The sequence below is a fragment of the Christiangramia aestuarii genome (assembly GCF_009735585.1).
Lineage (GTDB): Bacteria > Bacteroidota > Bacteroidia > Flavobacteriales > Flavobacteriaceae > Christiangramia > Christiangramia aestuarii.
The window spans coordinates 1-351 of record NZ_VJVW01000189.1 but is presented as its reverse complement, the minus strand read 5'-3'; the positions used below and the strand labels follow the sequence as shown (position 1 = coordinate 351).

General features: G+C 69.2%; 1 pseudogene. It reads right to left on the bottom strand.

Annotated features, from left to right (window positions below):
- Positions 1-172 precede the first annotated feature (172 nt).
- A pseudogene (locus FLP08_RS17480) lies at positions 173-351 on the bottom strand (3-oxoadipyl-CoA thiolase); the annotation flags it as partial.

The window sequence follows — 351 nt, the reverse complement described above, 5'->3', positions numbered from 1 at the left end:
TACTGGTGAACAGGGGCAGTCATGCTGTTGTTCTCTCGACAGGGTCCGTTTCATCCTGACCGTGCGACGGAGCGTCCTGTTCCGCTGCACACGCGCCGCGCCGCCGCCGAAACATGGGCAGCGCCGCGCGACGCGCGCTCTTGATACCGGGCGGGCGACCCGGTTGTGCCAGTCAGACCCGCTCGATGGCCAGCGCCAGGCCTTGGCCGACGCCTACGCACATGGTCGCCAGGCCGCGCCGGCCGCCGCTCTTCTCAAGTTGATGGAGCGCGGTGAGGACCAGCCGCGCACCGCTCATCCCCAGCGGGTGGCCGAGGGCGATGGCACCGCCGTTCGGGTTGACCTTCTCAC